The organism is Microbacterium sp. USHLN272 (genome assembly GCF_037149655.1).
Classification (GTDB): domain Bacteria; phylum Actinomycetota; class Actinomycetes; order Actinomycetales; family Microbacteriaceae; genus Microbacterium; species Microbacterium galbinum.
The window spans coordinates 280,289-294,192 of the sequence record NZ_JBBCRA010000001.1; the positions used below are offsets into that span (position 1 = coordinate 280,289).

Sequence of the window (13,904 nt, forward strand, 5' to 3'; positions counted from 1 at the left end):
GGGAGGCGTGAGTATCGGATGCCGGTGATTCGTCCCGGACGCTGAGAAGACGTCCCCCGCTCCATAGACGAAGACCCCGCCCCTGTTCGCAGCGGCGGGGTCTTCGTCGTCGGAGGTGCCGTCGTCGGAGAGCCGGCGGCCCGGTCAGATCACCGCGGCGTGGCGGAGGTCGTCGCCGCGAGAAGCCGCCCCGCCCTGCACATGCGCCCAGGACTCGGCGACGCGCGACATCGCCTCGGCCGTCCGCTCCGGGGGCAGCGTGATGGGGATGCGCAGCCGGCGCTCCAGCACGCCTCCGGTGGTGAACCGCGGCCCGGGCGGCAGGATGAGCTGCCGCTCGCGCGCCGCGAGCGACAGCGCCGTCGAGACCGGAGCTTCGAGATCGACCCACGCCGAGAGGCCGCCGGGCGTCGACGGCATCCGGATGCCGGGAAGCGCGGCGAGTCCCGCCTCGACCGCCGCGCGTCCTGCCCGCAAGCGCGTGCGCACGTGTGCGGTGAGGGCCGGCATGTCGGCGAGAAGCTCGACGGCGATGCACTGCTCGAGCAGGGCCGTGCCGAGCTCGAACGAGGGGCGCACCGCGAGGAGTCGAGTGATGAGGGACCGTTCGGCGCGGATCCAGCCGATGCGCATGCCGCCCCAGGCGATCTTCGACATCGAGCCGACGGTCACGACGCGGGGGTCGTACGCCGCCATCGGTGTGGGCGCCCACCCGCGGTCGATGTCGAGTTCCGTGGTCGTCTCGTCGACGATCAGGGTGGTCCCGGCGCTGCGCGCGGTGGCGACGAGGCGCGATCGCTCGTCATCGGGGAGCGTCGCGCCCGTCGGGTTGTGGAAGTCGGGGATCAGATAGGCGAGATGCGGGCGCACGCTCAGGAGCGTCTCGGCGAGGTGTCGGGCATCCCAGCCCTCGACGTCGACGGGGGTCGGCACCAGCCGGTAGCCGTGACGATGAAGCGCCTCCAGTGCATGCGGAAATGTCGGTTGCTCGACGAGGGCGCGCTCTCCGCGTCGTCCGATCGTCGCGAGGACCAGGTTGAGGGCGTTCAGAGCGCCCGAGGTGATCATGATCTCGTCGGCCGAGGTCTCGACGCCGCGCTCGGAGAAGCGAGCGGCGACGGCCTCGCGGAGCTCGGGGAGGCCGCGCAACGAGTAGCCGCTCGTGCCCCGCATCGCGGCGAGGCGCGGGAGGGAGCGCACGGTGGCGTCGTACAGGCCGGGGGTGGAGTCCATCGAGGCGATCGACAGGTCGATGGCCGAGTCGTCGTCGGTCGGGATGGTCACGATATCGGCGTGCGGAAGGGTGATGCGGGTGCTCCCGCCGTGCAGCCGGGCGACATAGCCCTCTGCCTCGAGGAGCCCGTACGCGCGGGTGATCGTCGACCGGGAGCGGCGCAGTTCCAGGGCGAGCGCACGTTCGCTCGGAAGCCGCTCGCCGACGGTCAGGCGACCGTCGAGCACGAGCGCGCGGATCTGGTCGGCGAGGGCGGACGCCGTGGCGCCGGCGGCGTTCTGCGCTCCGAGCTGTTCGACGAGTCGTGATCCCATGCCTCCAGCATGGCGCAGAAGTGGACTGATTTCTGCAGGCCACTTCTGGGGGAGTGGACTCGGATTCGGAGCGTGACCGGCATCCACCATGGAGAGATGCACCTGCGCGCCGTCTTCCTGCCCGTCACCGCCACGAGTCGGCGCGACCTCGTCGAGCGCCTCGGGCAGCTCGTGCTCGGTCTCTTCCTCTACGGCGTGGCGCTCGGGTTCATGGTGCGGGGCGGGATCGGCGTCGCTCCCTGGGATGTGCTCGCACTCGGCGTCTCGGGGAGTTCGGGCATCGGCTACGGCACCGTGACCGTGCTCGTCTCGATCGTCGTGCTGCTGCTGTGGATCCCTCTGCGGCAGCGAGTCGGCCTCGGCACGCTGCTGAACGCACTGATGGTCGGCCCCGCCGCCGACCTCACGCTGCTCGTGCTGCCCGCTCCGCCGACCGTCTGGATCGGAGCGCCGATGTTCATCCTCGGTCTGCTGCTGCTCGCCTTCGCGACCGGACTCTACATCGCCGCCGACTTCGGCCCGGGACCGCGCGACGGACTCATGACCGGACTCGTGCGCCGCACCGGCTGGAAGGTGTGGATCGTGCGGACGTTGATCGAGGGGAGCGTCCTGCTGGTCGGCTTCGTGCTCGGTGGGCCGGTCGGCGTGGGCACGGTGCTCTTCGCCTTCGGCGTCGGTCCGCTGATCGGCTGGTTCCTGCCGCGGATCACCCGGATGCGCGTGGCACGGTCCCAGCGGCTCGCCCCGCCCGCGGCGTCCGTGCCGAGCTGAACGCGCCCCCGACACACGACGACGGCCCCCGGAGTATCTCCGGGGGCCGTCGTCGTGTGCGGGACTCAGTCGTTGTCGGCCGCTGCGAACACTGCAACGGCGTTGTGACCGCCGAAACCGAAGGAGTTGCTGATGGCGTACTGCGGGCCGTCACCCAGTGGCGTCGGCTCGCCGGAGAGGCGGAACGGCACGGCGGGGTCGGGCTCGGTCATGTTGATGGTGGGCGGGGCGACGCGGTCGCGCAGCGCGAGCAGCGCGAAGATCGCCTCGAGTGCGCCGGTGCCGCCGAGCAGGTGACCGGTCGATGCCTTGGTCGCCGACACGGGGATCTCGTCGATGCGGTTGCCGAAGACCTTCTTGAGCGCGACGTACTCGTTCGGGTCTCCGACCGGGGTCGACGTCGCGTGCGCGTTGATGTGCGTGACCTGATCGGCGGTGATGCCCGCCTCCTCGAGCGCCTGGGTGACGGCGCGCGCCGCACCCGTGCCTTCGGGGTCGTTGCCGGTGATGTGGTAGGCGTCGGCCGTCACGCCGCCGCCGAGCACGTAGCCGTAGATCTTCGCACCGCGGGCCTTCGCGTGCTCCTCGGTCTCGAGGATGAGCGCTGCCGCACCCTCGCCCATGACGAAGCCGTCACGGTCGATCGCGCCGGGACGGGAAGCGGTCGCGGGGTCGTCGTTGCGACGCGACAGGGCCTGTGCCGAGGCGAAGGAGGCCATCGTGATCGGGTGGATCGCCGATTCGGTGCCACCGGCGATGACGACGTCGGCCAGCCCCTCCTGCAGGTGGTGGAACGCGTGGATGATCGACTCGGTGCTCGAGGCGCAGGCGCTCACGACGGTCTGCGCGTAGGCGCGGGCGCCGAACTGGAGCGAGAGGTTGCCGGCCGCGGCGTTGGGCATGAGCATCGGGACGGTGAGCGGCATGACGCGGCGGGGTCCCTTCTCACGCAGGGTGTCCCATGCGTCGAGGAGGGTCCAGAGGCCGCCGATGCCGGTGGCGAAGTCGATGCCGAGGCGCTCGGGGGCGACCTCGGGGGAGCCCGCGTCGGCCCAGGCCTCACGGGCGGCGATCAGGGCGAACTGGGACGACGGGTCGAGGCGCTTGGCCTCGTGGCGCGGGAGGACCTCCTCGGGCCGCACGATCGCCTCGGCGGCGAAGGTGACGGGGAGCTCGTACTGGGCGACCCAGTCGTGCTCGAGGGCGCGGGTGCCGGAGGCGCCTGCGAGGAGGTTGGTCCAGTTCTCCGGAGCTGTCCCGCCGATGGCGGACGTGGCGCCGATGCCGGTGACGACGATGCGCTTGGTCATGGTGTGGTTCCTTGTCGGACGGGATTCAGAGCAGGGTGGGGGGCAGGACGGAGGATGCCACGCCCCGACGGTGCGGGGGTGGCATCCCTCGTGGATTACTCCTGGCCCGCGACGATGAAGCTGACGGCGTCGCCGACGGTCTTCAGGTTCTTGACCTCGTCGTCGGGGATGGTGACGCCGAACTTCTCCTCGGCGTTGACGACGATCGTCATCATCGAGATCGAGTCGATGTCGAGGTCGTCGGTGAACGACTTCTCGAGAGCGACCTCGGAGGCGTTGATGCCGGTCTCGTCGGTGATGAGCTCTGCGAGGCCGGCGAGGACCTCATCGTTGGTGAAAGCCATGTGGTCTTCCTCTTTCTTACGGGTTGTTTTCGGAACCGTGGAACAGTCTAGGGAAAGTCGGGCCCCGGTCAGGGGAGCACGACGACCTGAGCCGCGAACACGAGGCCCGCGCCGAAGCCGATCTGCAGGGCGAGTCCGCCCGAGAGCTCGGGGTGCTCGGCCATCAGACGGTGGCTGGCCAGCGGGATCGATGCGGCCGAGGTGTTGCCCGTCGTCTCGATGTCACGGGCGATCACCGTGGTCTCCGGGAGCTTCAACTGCTTGGCGAATTCGTCGATGATGCGCATGTTCGCCTGGTGGGGGATGAAGGCGGCGATGTCGGATGCCTCGACGCCGGCGCGGTCCAGCGCCTCGCGGGCGACCTTCGCCATCTCCCAGACCGCCCAGCGGAAAACCGTCTGACCTTCCTGGCGGAGGGTCGGCCACGGCACCTCGCCGTCGCGGAACTGCGTCAGGGTGCCGTTCATGCCCACGGCATCCGCCTTCGAGCCGTCGGAACCCCACACTGCGGGCGCGATGCCGGGGGTGTCGCTCGGGCCGATCACGGCGGCGCCGGCGCCGTCACCGAGCAGGAAGGAGATGCTCCGATCGGCGGGATCGACGATGTCGGACAGCTTCTCGGCGCCGATCACCAGCGCGTAGCGCGCGGCCCCCGCTTTGATGAGGGCATCGGCCTGGGCCACGGCGTAGGCGTATCCCGCGCAGGCGGCGTTGATGTCGTAGGCCGCTGCGGGGTTCGCACCCACGCGGTCGGCGACGATCGCGGAGACCGAGGGGGACTGCTTCGGGTTGCTGATGGTCGCGACGATGACGAGGTCGATCTGGTCGGCCGGGATCCCGGCCTTCTCGATCGCCTCGGCGGCGGCTTCGGACGCGAGGTCGATCGCGTCCGTGCCCTTGTCGGCGCGCACACGCGTGATGATTCCCGTGCGCTGGCGGATCCACTCGTCGCTCGAGTCGATCGGACCGATCAGGTCGTCGTTGGGCACGGCGTTCTCGCCGCGCGCGGCGCCGTACGAGTAGATGCGGGTGAAAGCGGGGCCCGTGGCCTGCGTCAGGGTGGCGCTCATGCGGCTTCTCCGTTCAGCAGCGCGACGGCCGCATCGAGGTCTTCGGGGGTCTTGACGGCGACGCTCGGAACGCCGCGCAGACCGCGCTTGGCGAGTCCGGTGAGCGCACCGGCGGGAGCGAGCTCGATCAGGCCGGTGATGCCCTGATCGGCGAACGACGCCATGCAGAGGTCCCAGCGCACGGGCGACGAGACCTGGTCGACCAGGTAGTCGAGGGCCTGCGCGCCGCGGGTGACGACCGATCCGTCGCGGTTCGTCCAGAGGGTCAGCGTCGGGTCGGCGGGGGTGACCTCGGCGACGGCGTCCCGCAGCACGGCCACGGCGGGAGCCATGTAGGTCGTGTGGAAGGCACCGGCCACCTGCAGCGGGATCACCCGGGTGCCCTTGACGGGTTCTGCGGCGAGGGCCTCGAGCGCGGGGAGCTCGCCCGCGACGACGATCTGGCCGCCGCCGTTGTAGTTCGCAGGCGACAGACCGAGGTCGTCGAGTCGAGCGAGGACAGCCGTCTCATCGCCACCGAGGACCGCACTCATGCCCGTGGGGGTCTGCGCCGCGGCATCCGCCATCGCCCGTCCGCGGATGCCGACCAGGCGCATGCCCGTCTCGGCATCGATCACGTCGCTGCCCACCAGGGCGGCGATCTCGCCGACCGAGTGGCCGGCGATGCCGTCGGCCCGGCGCCCGGCGCGGGCGTTCAGGGCGTCGGCCGCGATGAGCGATGCGGCCACGATCAGCGGCTGCGCGATGCGCGTGTCGCGGATGGTGTCGGCATCCGATTCTGTGCCGTGGAGGCGGAGATCGACCTCTGCTGCGTCGGAGTACGACGCGAGGCGCTCGGCCACCCCGTCGAGCTCGAGCCAAGGGGCGAGGAAACCGGGGGTCTGCGAGCCCTGACCAGGGCATACGACGACAATCACATCCCCAGTCTGCCAATGATCGGAGGCAAGCGGTGGATGATTCATCACAAGATTCCGAAGAACGCTTGTGTGTGGCGCACAGCGCCGCGGGAAACGCGGGTCAGCGCGGCACCCGACGCTGCGACGGGCGGCGTCGGGACTGGTCGGCGGCGCCGATCGAACCGAGGATCAGGGCCGTCTGCAGGATCAACGCCTCGCGCGGGCCGGTGGCATCCCAGCCGATGACCTCGCTGACGCGCTTGAGCCGGTAGCGCACGGTGTTCGGATGCACGAAGAGCTCGCGGGCCGTCGCCTCGAGCGAGCGGCCGTTGTCGAGATAGCTCCAGAGCGTCGTGACCAGGTCGGTCGAATGCGCCTGCAATGGGCGGTAGATCCGCTCGATGAGCGTCTGCTTGGCCAGCGGATCACCGGCGAGTGCCCGCTCCGGAAGCAGATCGTCGGCCTCGACCGGACGCGGGGCGCTGCGCCAGGCGCGGGCGACCGCGAAACCGGCGAGTGCTGCGCGGGCGCTCTGGCTGGCGTCTACGAGCGCGACGACGGCGGGACCGAGCACGACGTAGCCCGGGCCGAACGAGGGCTCCAGTCGAGACGCGATCTCGAGGAACGTGAGCTCGTCGTCGTCGGTCTCCTGCTCCTCGTCACGGGCGCGGCCGAGTACGAGGACGAGTCGTGACCCCTGCACGCCGATCAGTACGTCGACCGCCAGCTTGCGGGCGGTGCGCCGCACCTGGTCGACGTCGAACTGCGGGGGAGTCGTGCCCACGAGCACGGCGACCTCACCGTGACCGTGCCACCCGAGGGCGGCGATCCGGCTGGGGAGCTCCTCGTCGGCCTCGCCCGTGAGGATCGAGTCGACCACGAGCGCCTCGAGTCGGGCATCCCAGAGTCCCCGGGCCTCCGCCGCGCGAGCGTAGACGTCGGCGGCCGCGAAGGCGACGTCGCGGGAGTAGAGCAGGATCGCCTCGCGGATGTTCTCACCCTTGCCGGCGACGCGCTCCTCGGTGACCTCGACGGTCACGCGGATCAGCTGCAGGGTCTGCTGCAGACTCACGCTGCGCAGCAGCTCCCGCGGAGCGGCGGCGAAGATGTCGGCCGCGATCCACGGCGTCGAGGTGGGGTCGTCGTACCACTGGATGAACGATGTGATGCCCGCCTGGGCCACCAGCCCGACCGCAGAGCGGCGGGCTGGTGGCATGTCGGCGTACCAGGGCAGCGTGTCTTCCAGGCGCTTGATCGTCACCGAGGCGATGTCACCGGAGATCCGGCGCAGCCAGGCGAGGGTCGCGGCCTTGTCCATGCCGGCGGGAGACGAACCTGTCACCGATGACTCAGCTTTCGCCACCCGCGTTGCCGCTGGTTCCGGCGTTGACATCGTGAAGGCTGTACTTCGCGATGGCCTGCGCGGCCAGCGAGCGGTCGACGACGCCGTCCTCGGCGAGCGACTGCAGCGTGCGCACCACGATCGACGGGCCGTCGATCTTGAAGAAGCGACGTGCCGCGGCGCGGGTGTCGGAGAACCCGAAGCCATCGGCGCCGAGCGTCGCGAAACGCTGCGGGACCCACGGGCGGATCTGGTCCTGGACGGCGTGCATGAAGTCGCTCACCGCGATGACCGGACCCTCGGCGCCCTGCAGCTTCTGGGTGAGGTAGGCCGTGCGGGGCTCCTCCTCCGGGTGCAGGAAGTTGTGCTCGTCGGCGGCGAGGCCGTCGCGGCGCAGCTCGGTCCACGAGGTGACCGACCAGACATCGGCGATCACGCCCCAGTCGTTCTTCAGCAGTTCCTGCGCTTCGAGGGCCCAGGGGAGTCCGACACCCGAGGCGAAGAGCTGGGCGCGGTGGCCCTCGCCCTCGCCGACCGAGATGCGGTGGATGCCGCGCACGATGCCGTCGACGTCCACGTTCTCGGGCTCGGCGGGCATCACGATGGGCTCGTTGTAGAGCGTGATGTAGTACATCACGTTCGGGTCCTCGTGCTCGCCGCCGTACATGCGCTCGATACCCGACCGCACGATGTGCGCGATCTCGTAACCGTACGCGGGGTCGTACGAGATCGTCGCAGGGTTGGTCGCGGCCAACAGGTGCGAATGCCCGTCGGCGTGCTGCAGGCCCTCACCCGTCAGGGTGGTGCGACCGGCGGTGGCGCCCATGATGAAACCGCGCGCCATCTGGTCGCCCGCCGCCCACTGGGCGTCGCCCGTGCGCTGGAAGCCGAACATCGAGTAGAAGAGGTAGATCGGGATCAGCGGCTCGCCGTGCGTGGCGTACGACGTGCCGGCAGCGGTGAACGCCGCGAGGGCGCCCGCCTCGTTGATGCCGACGTGCACGATCTGGCCCTGCGGGCTCTCCTTGTAGGCGAGGAGGAGCTCGCGGTCGACCGAGGTGTAGTGCTGGCCGTTCGGGTTGTAGATCTTCGCCGTCGGGAAGTACGCGTCCATACCGAAGGTGCGTGCCTCGTCGGGGATGATCGGCACGATGCGGTGGCCGAAGTCCTTCGAGCGCAGCAGGTCCTTCAGCAGTCGGACGAACGCCATGGTCGTGGCGATCTCCTGCGTGCCGGAGCCCTTCTTCGGGAGTGCGTAGGCGGTGTCGTCGGGCAGCGAGAGACCGACGTGCGTCGAACGACGCTCGGGCAGGAAGCCGCCGAGGTTGTTGCGGCGCTCCAACATGTACTGGATGGTCTCGTCCTGGGGGCCCGGGTTGTAGTACGGGGGCAGGTACGGGTTCTCCTCGAGCTGCGCGTCCGTGATCGGGATGTGCATGGCGTCGCGGAACGTCTTGAGGTTGTCCAGCGTCATCTTCTTCATCTGGTGGGTCGCGTTGCGGCCCTCGAAGTGCGGACCGAGGCCGTAGCCCTTGACGGTCTTCGCGAGGATGACGGTGGGCTTGCCCTTGTGCTCGGTCGCGGCCTTGAACGCGGCGTAGACCTTGCGGTAGTCGTGGCCACCGCGCTTGAGGTTCCAGATGTCGTCGTCGGAGTAGTTCTCGACGAGGGCGGCGGCGCGCTCGTCGCGTCCGAAGAAGTGCTCGCGGATGTATCCGCCGGACTCGGCCTTGAACGTCTGGAAGTCGCCGTCGGGCGTGACGTTCATGAGGTTGAGCAGCGCACCCTCGGTGTCGCGGGCGAGGAGGTCGTCCCACTCACGGCCCCAGACGACCTTGATGACGTTCCAGCCGGCACCGCGGAAGAACGACTCGAGCTCCTGCACGATCTTGCCGTTGCCGCGCACCGGGCCGTCGAGACGCTGGAGGTTGCAGTTGACGACGAAGGTCAGGTTGTCGAGTCCCTCGTTCGCCGCGACCTGGAGCTGTCCGCGGCTCTCGACCTCGTCCATCTCGCCGTCGCCGAGGAAGGCCCAGACGTGAGACTGCGAGGTGTCCTTGATGCCGCGGTTCTCGAGGTATTTGTTCGACATCGCCTGGTAGATCGCGTTGATCGGGCCGAGGCCCATCGACACGGTCGGGAACTGCCAGTACTCCGGCATCAGGCGCGGGTGCGGGTAGGAGGGCAGGCCGTGCGGGGCGTGCGACTTCTCCTGGCGGAAGCCGTCGAGCTGGTCCTCGCTCAGTCGGCCCTCGAGGAAGGAGCGGGCGTAGGTGCCGGGCGAGGCGTGGCCCTGGATGAAGATCTGGTCGGCGCCGCCGGGGTTGTCGGCACCCTTGAAGAAGTGGTTGAAGCCCACCTCGTAGAGCGCGGCCGACGACGCGTAGGTCGAGATGTGCCCGCCGACGCTGATGCCGGGGCGCTGTGCGCGGTGCACCGTGATGGCGGCGTTCCAGCGGATCCACGCGCGGTAGCGGCGCTCCACCTCTTCGTCACCGGGGAACTCGGGCTCGTTCTCGGGTGCGATCGTGTTGATGTAGTCGGTGGTCGGAACCATCGGCACGCCCAGGTGCAGCTCCTTCGAGCGCTTCAGAAGGCTGAGCATGATCTCGCGCCCACGGCCGTGGCCCTTGGCATCGACGAGCTCATCGAGCGACTGCTGCCACTCACCCGTCTCTTCCGGGTCGCTGTCGAGAGAGTCCTGAGAGTACGGATCCTGGTCGTGGACGGTCACGGGGAGCCTTTCGTCAAGCTGGCAGGTCATGCCAAGGAAACGGGAAGCGACGCGGGCAGCCTTGTCGGCTGTGCACAACGCGCGCCGTCCTCAGCCTAGTCCTCTTCCACCATGCGGGTGCGCATCCGCATACGGATACACTGGACGCACCAGGGCCTTTAGCTCAGCTGGTAGAGCGCCACGTTTACACCGTGGATGTCGTCGGTTCGATCCCGGCAGGGCCCACCTCAGAATCCATCGCACGATCCTCGTCCCACTCGAGGTGGGTGAGGGTGCCGATCGTGAGCGTCGCGCTCCCGCCCGCGCGCAGATACGTCAGCAGAGTGCGACCGCACCCGCGGCAGAGCAGGATCATGCCGGTGTCATCGAGTTCAGCGACAGCATCCGCCACCACCGCGGCGCGCAGGCAGTGCGCGCATCGCGCTCGCGCGCCGGTCATGTCCCTGCCGAAGATCTCGAGCAGATACCCGCCGGCGGCGTTGCCGTCGACGCGCCGGACGGTCCGGGGTTCGGGAGTGTGTTCCATCAGGCTCCTCCGAAGCGCTCGGTGCGGATGCGGTCGGGGGCGTGCCCCGCCAGGACGAGGAGATCGGCGACGGCCTCGACGAAACCGGTCGGGCCGCACACGTAGACCGACGGTTCGAGCGACGAGGCGAACGTCGAAGCGACGATGGTCGCGGCATCCACCCGTCCGGCGGGTCGTGCGAAGCCGGGCGGGGCGACGCGCGAATAGGCCCAGTCGACGACGAGGCCGTTGCCGACGAGGCGGTCGATGTCGTCGAGGTAGAAGGCGTCCGACGCCGAGCGCACGGCGTACAGCAGCCGCATGGGCGCGCTGCTGCCGGAACGCTCGTGTGCACGGGCGATGGCGATGAGGGGAACGATGCCCGATCCGCCGGCGATCAGCTGAACGGGTTCGGGGCGATCGGGGGTCCAGACGAAGTAGCCGCCGATCGGTCCGCGGATCTCCAATTGATCGCCGGGCCGCACGTCTTCGACCAGGTAGGGGGAGACCTCGCCGTCGGGAACCTCGTCGACCGCGAGTTCGAGAACCTCGCCGGGGCCGGAGGAGGCGAGCGAGTACGACCGCACGGCCTGGTAGCCGTCCTCGGCCGTGAGGCGCACGTCCACGTGCTGCCCGGCGAGATTGCCCGGCCAGCCGTCGACCTGCAGTCCGAGGATGCGCCCGTGGCTGCCGGCGCTGCGTGTCGTGACGACGGTCGCCGGGCGCCACAGCGGTGCGGTCGTCACCAGTACCGTTCCTCCTTCCAGGGGTCGCCGTGCATGTTGTAGCCGTTCTGCTCCCAGAATCCCGGTGCATCGTGCTCGCGCAGGTTCAGCCCGTGCACCCACTTCGCCGACTTCCAGAAGTAGAGGTGCGGAACGAGCAGGCGTGCGGGCCCGCCGTGTTCGGGGGCGAGGGGCTCGCCGTCGAACTCCAGCGCGATCCATGCGCGCCCTCCGACGAGGTCGTCGCGGGAGAGGTTGGTCGTGTACCCGCCGTAGGAGAAGACCTCGGCGAATGCCGCATCGTCGCCGACTGCGTCGAGGAGGCGTTCGACCGCGACGCCGCGCCACTGCGTGCCGAGTTTGGACCAGCGGGTCACGCAGTGGATGTCGGTGGTGATCGTCTCGATCGGGAGCGCGTGCAACTCCTCCCACGTCCAGGTGTGCCGAATCCCGTCGCGACCGACGACGACGAACTCCCAGGACTCGGTCGGGATCCGGGGCGTCGGTCCGGCCGACAGCACGGGGAAGTCCCCGGTCAGATACTGACCGGGAGGGAGCCGCTCATCGGACTCTCGTCTGCGCGCTCCGAATCCGCGGGAGATCACACTCATGCTCGCCTGCCTTCGCTCGTGTGGGGTCATTCAAGCGGATGGGCGACGGCCGCGCTACGACATCTGTCGAACGTCCGCGCATCGCGACGAGTGGCGAAGTCGATCCGACACTCCTGCGAAATCAATTATTTACTTGTCTACGTGTAAAACCTGCTAGCTTCACACGTAAATCAGTTGATAACTCAAGGAGCCACGTTGCTGCAGGATTCTGCTTCCTCTGCTGTCTCCGGATCGCGCGCGACGGCCCCGGCCACCGCCGAGCGGCTCGCGCGGGACAACATGGCGTTGGCGACGTTCCTCGCGCTGGAGAAGGCTCGCACGGCGGAGCACGTCGACCTCGACGACCTCATGTCGGCCGCTCGGCTCGGACTCGCGCGCGCGGCGATGACCTACGAACCCGAGCGCGGCATCCCCTTCGGTGCCTTCGCCCGCACGCAGATCACCTGGGCGATGCTCTCGGAGATGCGTCGCGCCGACCCCGCCGGGGAGCGCGGGCGAGACAAGATCGAGCTGATCCGCGCCGCCGGCGACGCCGTGCTCGCTCGCACGGGTCGTGCCGGCACACCCACCGAGGTCGCGAAGGAAGCGGGTCTCGACATCGCGGCGGTCGCCGAGATGCTGCACCTGGATGCGATGGTGCGCACGGCCACGAGCTTCGAGGAGCACTTCGATCCCGAATCGGGTCGACAGGCGGTCGATCTCACCGACAGCATCGTGCTCCCCGAGTTCGCCGCGGAGCAGAACGAGACGCGTGACATGGTCGTGCGCGTGCTCGATGCGCTGCCGGACGCGATGCGCCGGGTGATCCGCGGGATCTACCTCGACGATCGCATGGTCAAGGACCTCGCCGACGAGATGGAGGTGAGCCACGCCTACGTGTCGAAGCTGCGCTCGCGCGGTCTCGCTCTCATGCGTGAGGCGATGGAGGCCTGGGAGCAGGGGACCGCCGGCGACCGCACCAGCCCCGCGAAGGCCGAGTTCTTCGGAGCGCTCTTCGGACCGGAGAAGCCCGCGAGCGCGCACCGCAGCGAAGACCTCCTCCCCGCGATCTGACTTTCCCGTCGGTCACCGGTTACGGACCGCGCGAGGTGTCGCGAATGTGGGATGTGCAGGTCCACGGATGGACCCGCTTCCAGTCCCATAACCACGGAGGATACTCATGGGTCTTCAGATCGCAACCAACGTCAGCGCGCTCAACTCGTACCGCAACCTGTCGAGCAACCAGAACGACGTCTCGAAGTCGCTCGAGAAGCTCTCGAGCGGCCTGCGCATCAACCGCGCGGCAGACGACGCCGCCGGCCTCGCCATCTCCGAGGGCCTGCGCTCGCAGGTCAACGGCCTGAACGTCGCAGCCCGCAACGCTCAGGACGGCATCTCGGTCATCCAGACCGCAGAAGGCCAGCTCACCGAGGTCCACTCCATCCTGCAGCGCGTGCGCGACCTCGCGGTGCAGGCCGGTAACGACTCGAACAACGCGGACTCGCGCAAGGCGATCACCACCGAGGTGACGCAGCTCGTGGACGAACTCGACCGCATCGCCGAGAGCGCCAACTTCAACGGCATCCAGCTGCTCGACGGCACCGCCGGCGCGGCGGGCAACGGTGTGCTGAGCTTCCAGGTCGGCGCCGACGGTTCCGCCTCGAGCCAGATCACCGTGAACCTCGGCACGGCGAACATCGCCACGCTGGCGGCAGACCTGCGCGACGACATCCTCACCACTGCGGATGGCTTCGCCAACCCGACCGTCGCCGCCACGACGATCGACACGGTCGACGCCGCGATCAAGAGCGTCTCGTCGGCCCGCGCCGACCTCGGTGCGGTGCAGAACCGCTTCGAGTCGACGATCAACTCGCTGCAGGTCTCGGCCGAGAACCTCTCGGCGGCCAAGAGCCGCATCGCCGACACCGACATGGCGGCCGAGATGGTCAAGTACACGGCTGCGAACATCCTGCAGCAGGCGGGCACCGCGATGCTCGCGCAGGCGAACCAGTCCGGCCAGGGCGTTCTCCAGCTGCTCCGTTGAGCCGCCGCGCCTGAGGCGCACCGGG

The 13,904-nt window shown here is 69.2% G+C and carries 13 protein-coding genes and 1 tRNA gene; 4 read left to right on the forward strand and 10 right to left on the reverse strand.

Going from position 1 to position 13,904, the window contains the following annotated elements; all coding sequences use genetic code 11:
* Positions 1-144 precede the first annotated feature (144 nt).
* Complete coding sequence (yczR, locus tag WFJ97_RS01390; RefSeq protein ID WP_336640229.1) at positions 145-1,548, reverse strand: MocR-like transcription factor YczR; 1,404 nt, start codon at positions 1,546-1,548, stop codon at positions 145-147.
* A gap of 72 nt (positions 1,549-1,620) precedes the next feature.
* Between yczR and yczE the strand changes: the two genes are divergently transcribed.
* Positions 1,621-2,319, forward strand: coding sequence for a membrane protein YczE (gene yczE / locus WFJ97_RS01395; protein ID WP_336640230.1), 699 nt, complete (start codon positions 1,621-1,623; stop codon positions 2,317-2,319).
* A gap of 65 nt (positions 2,320-2,384) precedes the next feature.
* Here the strand turns inward: yczE and WFJ97_RS01400 are convergent, their stop codons facing one another.
* The 6 genes from WFJ97_RS01400 to aceE all read right to left on the reverse strand — a co-directional run bounded on the left by WFJ97_RS01400 (position 2,385) and on the right by aceE (position 10,015).
* Positions 2,385-3,629, reverse strand: a complete 1,245-nt coding sequence (locus WFJ97_RS01400; protein WP_336640231.1) for a beta-ketoacyl-[acyl-carrier-protein] synthase family protein — start codon at positions 3,627-3,629, stop codon at positions 2,385-2,387.
* A gap of 95 nt (positions 3,630-3,724) precedes the next feature.
* A complete protein-coding gene (locus WFJ97_RS01405; RefSeq protein ID WP_017830435.1) occupies positions 3,725-3,973 on the reverse strand; it encodes an acyl carrier protein in 249 nt (82 codons plus the stop codon).
* Between the two features lie 68 nt (positions 3,974-4,041).
* Entirely contained in the window at positions 4,042-5,043 is a 1,002-nt protein-coding gene (locus WFJ97_RS01410; RefSeq protein ID WP_336640232.1) for a beta-ketoacyl-ACP synthase III, read from the reverse strand.
* Positions 5,040-5,960, reverse strand: a complete 921-nt coding sequence (locus WFJ97_RS01415) for an ACP S-malonyltransferase (RefSeq protein ID WP_336640233.1) — start codon at positions 5,958-5,960, stop codon at positions 5,040-5,042. The genes WFJ97_RS01410 and WFJ97_RS01415 overlap by 4 nt, the downstream gene beginning before the upstream one ends.
* Positions 5,961-6,060: 100 nt before the next feature.
* Positions 6,061-7,257 (reverse strand): PucR family transcriptional regulator, encoded by a 1,197-nt coding sequence (locus tag WFJ97_RS01420; protein WP_247633966.1) that lies wholly within the window; start codon positions 7,255-7,257, stop codon positions 6,061-6,063.
* A 31-nt stretch (positions 7,258-7,288) separates the two neighbouring features.
* Entirely contained in the window at positions 7,289-10,015 is a 2,727-nt protein-coding gene (aceE, locus tag WFJ97_RS01425) for a pyruvate dehydrogenase (acetyl-transferring), homodimeric type (protein ID WP_247632086.1), read from the reverse strand.
* Positions 10,016-10,167: 152 nt separating this feature from the next.
* Between aceE and WFJ97_RS01430 the strand changes: the two genes are divergently transcribed.
* Positions 10,168-10,240, forward strand: a tRNA-Val gene (locus WFJ97_RS01430).
* Here the strand turns inward: WFJ97_RS01430 and WFJ97_RS16440 are convergent.
* From WFJ97_RS16440 to WFJ97_RS01440, 3 genes are read right to left on the reverse strand one after another with little or no spacing between them, the layout of a single operon-like run.
* On the reverse strand, positions 10,200-10,541 hold the full coding sequence (locus WFJ97_RS16440; protein WP_442928423.1) for a DUF6510 family protein: 342 nt from the start codon (positions 10,539-10,541) through the stop codon (positions 10,200-10,202). The two genes, WFJ97_RS01430 and WFJ97_RS16440, sit on opposite strands and share 41 nt — an antisense overlap.
* On the reverse strand, positions 10,541-11,266 hold the full coding sequence (locus WFJ97_RS01435; RefSeq protein ID WP_336640234.1) for an FAD-binding oxidoreductase: 726 nt from the start codon (positions 11,264-11,266) through the stop codon (positions 10,541-10,543). Before WFJ97_RS01435 ends, WFJ97_RS16440 begins: the two co-directional genes overlap by 1 nt.
* Positions 11,263-11,856 (reverse strand): molybdopterin-dependent oxidoreductase, encoded by a 594-nt coding sequence (locus tag WFJ97_RS01440; RefSeq protein ID WP_247632088.1) that lies wholly within the window; start codon positions 11,854-11,856, stop codon positions 11,263-11,265. The genes WFJ97_RS01435 and WFJ97_RS01440 overlap by 4 nt, the downstream gene beginning before the upstream one ends.
* 195 nt (positions 11,857-12,051) lie before the next feature.
* On the opposite strand from WFJ97_RS01440, the gene WFJ97_RS01445 reads away from it, so the two are divergent.
* Positions 12,052-12,909 (forward strand): sigma-70 family RNA polymerase sigma factor, encoded by an 858-nt coding sequence (locus tag WFJ97_RS01445; RefSeq protein ID WP_336640235.1) that lies wholly within the window; start codon positions 12,052-12,054, stop codon positions 12,907-12,909.
* Positions 12,910-13,015: 106 nt separating this feature from the next.
* Positions 13,016-13,879 carry a flagellin N-terminal helical domain-containing protein gene (locus tag WFJ97_RS01450; protein ID WP_336640236.1) on the forward strand — a complete coding sequence of 288 codons (864 nt, stop codon included), beginning with the start codon at positions 13,016-13,018 and terminating at the stop codon, positions 13,877-13,879.
* Positions 13,880-13,904: the final 25 nt, after the last annotated feature.

Coding starts and splice junctions, on each gene's coding strand:
- yczR (WP_336640229.1), bottom strand. CDS start 1,548: ATGGGATCACGACTCGTCGAACAGCTCGGAGCGCAGAACGCCGCCGGC.
- WFJ97_RS01400 (WP_336640231.1), bottom strand. CDS start 3,629: ATGACCAAGCGCATCGTCGTCACCGGCATCGGCGCCACGTCCGCCATC.
- WFJ97_RS01405 (WP_017830435.1), bottom strand. CDS start 3,973: ATGGCTTTCACCAACGATGAGGTCCTCGCCGGCCTCGCAGAGCTCATC.
- WFJ97_RS01410 (WP_336640232.1), bottom strand. CDS start 5,043: ATGAGCGCCACCCTGACGCAGGCCACGGGCCCCGCTTTCACCCGCATC.
- WFJ97_RS01420 (WP_247633966.1), bottom strand. CDS start 7,257: ATGGACAAGGCCGCGACCCTCGCCTGGCTGCGCCGGATCTCCGGTGAC.
- WFJ97_RS16440 (WP_442928423.1), bottom strand. CDS start 10,541: ATGGAACACACTCCCGAACCCCGGACCGTCCGGCGCGTCGACGGCAAC.
- WFJ97_RS01440 (WP_247632088.1), bottom strand. CDS start 11,856: ATGAGTGTGATCTCCCGCGGATTCGGAGCGCGCAGACGAGAGTCCGAT.
- WFJ97_RS01450 (WP_336640236.1), top strand. CDS start 13,016: ATGGGTCTTCAGATCGCAACCAACGTCAGCGCGCTCAACTCGTACCGC.